Origin of the sequence: Desulfovibrio sp. TomC, assembly GCF_000801335.2 — a bacterium.
Taxonomy (GTDB): domain Bacteria; phylum Desulfobacterota; class Desulfovibrionia; order Desulfovibrionales; family Desulfovibrionaceae; genus Solidesulfovibrio.
Window position 1 is genome coordinate 1 of record NZ_JSEH01000052.1, and the last position, 5,024, is coordinate 5,024.

Consider the following 5,024-nt stretch of genomic DNA (forward strand, 5'->3'; position numbering starts at 1 on the left):
ATAAAAAAAGCCCCGTGTATTTCTACACGGGGCTTTTGAACAATAGCCCTGGCGGCGACCTACTTTCCCACACAAGAATATGCAGTATCATCGGCGAAGGAGGGCTTAACTTCCGAGTTCGGAATGGGGTCGGGTGTACCCCCTCCTCTATGACCACCAGGACAAATATATAAGTTAAAATAAGGGATGGGATTTGTGTTGGCAAAAATCAAGTCGAACGGACTATTAGTACTGGTCTGCTGAAAGCATTGCTGCTTGTGCACATCCAGCCTATCAACCAGGTAGTCTACCTGGGTCCTTCAGGGAGAACTCGTCTTGAGGCAGGCTTCCCGCTTAGATGCTTTCAGCGGTTATCCTTTCCGAACGTAGCTACCCTGCTATGCCGTTGGCACGACAACAGGTGCACCAGAGGTTCGTTCATCCCGGTCCTCTCGTACTAGGGACAACCCCTCTCAATTCTCCAGCGCCCACGGAAGATAGGGACCAAACTGTCTCACGACGTTTTAAACCCAGCTCGCGTACCACTTTAATCGGCGAACAGCCGAACCCTTGGGACCTGCTCCAGCCCCAGGATGTGATGAGCCGACATCGAGGTGCCAAACCGCATCGTCGATATGAACTCTTGGATGCGATCAGCCTGTTATCCCCGGCGTACCTTTTATCCATTGAGCGATGGCCCTTCCATTCGGGACCACCGGATCACTAAGGCCCACTTTCGTGCCTGATCGAGATGTCTCTCTCACAGTCAAGCTCCCTTATGCCTTTGCACTCGACGGCTGGTTTCCAATCAGCCTGAGGGAACCTTTGCATGCCTCCGTTACTCTTTGGGAGGCGACCGCCCCAGTCAAACTACCCACCAGACAATGTCCCCGAACCGGATGACGGTCCAGGTTAGAAGCTTAAACAACCGAGGGTGGTATTTCAAGGTTGACTCCGCCAACGCTAGCGCGCCGGTTTCACAGTCTCCCACCTATCCTACACACGATTGTCCAAGCTCCAATGTCAAGCTATAGTAAAGGTGCACAGGGTCTTTCCGTCTTTCCGCGGGTAGACGGCATTTTCACCGCCACATCAATTTCACTGAGTCTCTGGTTGAGACAGCGTGGAGATCGTTACGCCATTCGTGCAGGTCGGAACTTACCCGACAAGGAATTTCGCTACCTTAGGACCGTTATAGTTACGGCCGCCGTTTACCGGGGCTTCGGTTTAGAGCTTCGCTTGCGCTAACCCCACCCCTTAACCTTCCGGCACCGGGCAGGCGTCAGTCCGTATACGTCGTCTTACGACTTCGCACAGACCTGTGTTTTTAGTAAACAGTCGCCACCACCGTTTCACTGCGACCCCCCGAGGCTTACGCAGCAAGTGCTTAACCTTAGGGGGCACCCCTTATCCCGAAGTTACGGGGTCATTTTGCCGAGTTCCTTAACCAGAGTTCTCTCAAGCGCCTTGGGATACTCTCCCCGCCCACCTGAGTTGGTTTACGGTACGGTCTGCTTGTGCTAAACTTAGAAGCTTTTCTCGGCAGCCTGGGATCAGTCACTTATGTCGTAAGACTCGGCATCGCATCTCGGCCTTAAAGGAGAACGGATTTGCCTATCCTCCAAGCCTACATGCTTACACCGGCACGTCCAACAGCCGGCTGACCTACCCTCCTGCGTCCCTCCGTCGCACACACAAACAGGTACAGGAATATTAACCTGTTTTCCATCAGCTACGCCTTTCGGCCTCGCCTTAGGGACCGACTCACCCTGGGAAGATTAACTTTACCCAGGAAACCTTGGGCTTACGGCGAATGGGTTTCACACCCATTTTATCGTTACTTATGCCAGCATTATCACTTCCCGTTAGTCCAGCAGACTTTCCAATCTGCCTTCATCCCGTCCGGGAACGCTCCCCTACCGCCCGTCGCTAGGACAGGCTCGAGGCTTCGGTACCATACTTAGCTCCGTTACATTTTCGGCGCAGGACCACTAGACCAGTGAGCTATTACGCTTTCTTTAAAGGATGGCTGCTTCTAAGCCAACCTCCTGGCTGTCTGAGCGGTCCCACTTCCTTCCCCACTGAGTATGGATTTGGGAACCTTAGCCGTCGATCTGGGCTCTTACCCTCTCGACCCTGGACCTTCGCACCCAGAGTCTGACTCCCAGACAATAAATGAACGGCATTCGGAGTTTGATAGGGTTTGGTAATCTGGTGAGACCCCTAGCCCTTTCAGTGCTCTACCTCCGTCCATCCTGCCTGAGGCTATACCTCAATATATTTCGGGGAGAACCAGCTATCACCGAGTTTGATTGGCCTTTCACCCCTATCCACAAGTCATCCCAATGGTTTTCAGCCCATATGGGTTCGGTCCTCCACTCGGTTTTACCCGAGCTTCAACCTGCTCATGGATAGATCACCCGGTTTCGGGTCTATCCCGCCGTACTGTTCGCCCTATTCAGACTCGCTTTCGCTACGGCTCCGGCATTTTAGCCTTAACCTCGCACGACAGGATAACTCGCTGGCTCATTATGCAAAAGGCACGCTCTCACCGGGCAAGCCCGGCTCGAACCGCTTGTAGGCAATCGGTTTCAGGTTCTCGTTTCACTCCCCTCACAGGGGTTCTTTTCACCTTTCCCTCACGGTACTAGTTCGCTATCGGTCGCTGAGGAGTATTTAGCCTTGGAAGATGGTCCTCCCGGATTCCCACGAGATTTCGCGTGTCTCGTGGTACTCAGGTATCTCCAGCGTCACGTTGGGTTTCGGGTACGGGGCTTTCACCCTCTATGGCGTGCCTTCCCAGACACTTTCCCTGCCTACTTGTGAATCACTTGATGGAGACCCTACAACCCCAGATGCCCGGAGGCACCTGGTTTGGGCTCTTCCCAGTTCGCTCGCCGCTACTATGGGAATCTCTTTTGATTTCCTCTCCTGTGGGTACTGAGATGTTTCACTTCCCCACGTTCGCTTCCCAAGACCTATGTATTCAGTCAAGGGATGACGGGACATGACTCCCGCCGGGTTTCCCCATTCAGAAACCACCGGATCAAAGCATGTTTGGCTGCTCCCCGGTGCGTATCGCCGCCTACCGCGTCTTTCATCGCCTCTCAGCGCCAAGGCATCCACCGATTGCCCTTAATTACTTGGCTTTTGCCTAAATCCCATCCCTTATTTAACTGTCAAAGAACATTGCTGCGCACCCATATCACTCCCACCATTGGTGGAGGTGAACGGGTTCGAACCGATGGCCTCCTGCGTGCAAGGCAGGCGCTCTCCCAGCTGAGCTACACCCCCGGTAAGCGTGGTGGGCCTGGAAGGACTTGAACCTTCGACCTCACGCTTATCAGGCGTGCGCTCTAGCCACCTGAGCTACAGGCCCATCGTGTGCGCAACTTGCAAAGACACGCAGTCCTTGCAATTAAATAGCGAGTTGGGTTTTTTGTATCCATAAAAGGAGGTGATCCAGCCGCAGGTTCCCCTACGGCTACCTTGTTACGACTTCACCCCAATCATTAGCCCTACCGTAGACTCCTGCCTCCCGAGGGTTAGCCCGGAGCTTTCGGGTAGAACCGACTTTCGTGGTGTGACGGGCGGTGTGTACAAGGCCCGGGAACGTATTCACCGGAGCATGCTGATCTCCGATTACTAGCGATTCCGACTTCACGGGGTCGAGTTGCAGACCCCGATCCGGACTGGGATGGGTTTTTTGGGATTGGCTCCACCTTGCGGTCTCGCAGCCCATTGTACCCACCATTGTAGTACGTGTGTAGCCCTGGGCGTAAGGGCCATGATGACTTGACGTCGTCCCCACCTTCCTCCCCGTTGACCGAGGCGGTCTCTCTAGAGTGCCCGACATTACTCGCTGGCAACTAAAGACAAGGGTTGCGCTCGTTGCGGGACTTAACCCAACACCTCACGGCACGAGCTGACGACAGCCATGCAGCACCTGTCACCGCGCTCCCCGAAGGGCACTCCTCCTTTTCGGGAGGATTCGCGGGATGTCAAACCCAGGTAAGGTTCTTCGCGTTGCATCGAATTAAACCACATACTCCACCGCTTGTGCGGGCCCCCGTCAATTCCTTTGAGTTTCAGCCTTGCGACCGTACTCCCCAGGCGGGATGCTTAATGCGTTAACTGCGGCACCGAAGATCGCTCCCCGACACCTAGCATCCATCGTTTACAGCGTGGACTACCAGGGTATCTAATCCTGTTTGCTCCCCACGCTTTCGCGCCTCAGCGTCAGTACCTGTCCAGGTGGCCGCCTTCGCCACCGGTGTTCCTCCGGATATCTACGGATTTCACTCCTACACCCGGAATTCCGCCACCCTCTCCAGGACTCAAGTCTCCCAGTTTCGAACGCAGTTCCCCGGTTGAGCCGAGGGCTTTCACGTCCGACTTAAAAGACCGCCTACGCGCGCTTTACGCCCAGTGATTCCGATTAACGCTTGCACCCTCCGTATTACCGCGGCTGCTGGCACGGAGTTAGCCGGTGCTTCCTTTGGAGGTACCGTCAGTTCCAGGACTTATTCAGGCCTGGAAGGTTCTTCCCTCCCGACAGAGGTTTACGACCCGAAAGCCTTCTTCCCTCACACGGCGTCGCTGCGTCAGGGTTTCCCCCATTGCGCAATATTCCCCACTGCTGCCTCCCGTAGGAGTCTGGACCGTGTTTCAGTTCCAGTGTGGCTGATCATCCTCTCAGACCAGCTACCCATCGTCGCCTTGGTAGGCCATTACCCCACCAACAAGCTAATGGGACGCGGACTCATCCAGATGCGACAGCTTGTAAACAGAGGCCGCCTTTCACCCAACCGAAATTGGATCGTATCCGGTATTAGCGGCAGTTTCCCGCCGTTATCCCGAACATCTGGGTAGATTATCCACGCGTTACTCACCCGTGCGCCGCTCTACTCAGGGACCGAAGTCCCCTTTCTCGCACGACTTGCATGTGTTAAGCACGCCGCCAGCGTTCAATCTGAGCCAGGATCAAACTCTCCAGTTTAAATCCTTATTAGCTGAAACCTAAGTATGCGTTGCCGCATCTTAAG

Annotated in this window: 2 tRNA genes and 3 rRNA genes; all 5 read right to left on the bottom strand. The window is 54.7% G+C overall.

Features of this window, described 5'->3' with window-relative positions:
- Positions 1-46 precede the first annotated feature (46 nt).
- The 5 genes from rrf to NY78_RS21420 all read right to left on the bottom strand — a co-directional run bounded on the left by rrf (position 47) and on the right by NY78_RS21420 (position 4,978).
- Positions 47-161, bottom strand: a 5S ribosomal RNA gene (gene rrf, locus NY78_RS21400).
- A 43-nt stretch (positions 162-204) separates the two neighbouring features.
- Positions 205-3,128 (bottom strand): 23S ribosomal RNA (locus NY78_RS21405).
- A 69-nt stretch (positions 3,129-3,197) separates the two neighbouring features.
- Positions 3,198-3,273: transfer RNA gene (locus NY78_RS21410), tRNA-Ala, on the bottom strand.
- An 8-nt stretch (positions 3,274-3,281) separates the two neighbouring features.
- Positions 3,282-3,358 (bottom strand) — tRNA-Ile (locus NY78_RS21415).
- 71 nt (positions 3,359-3,429) lie between these two features.
- Positions 3,430-4,978, bottom strand: a 16S ribosomal RNA gene (locus NY78_RS21420).
- Together the 16S, 23S and 5S rRNA genes with 2 tRNA genes alongside form the textbook arrangement of a ribosomal RNA operon.
- Between the last annotated feature and the right edge of the window lie 46 nt (positions 4,979-5,024).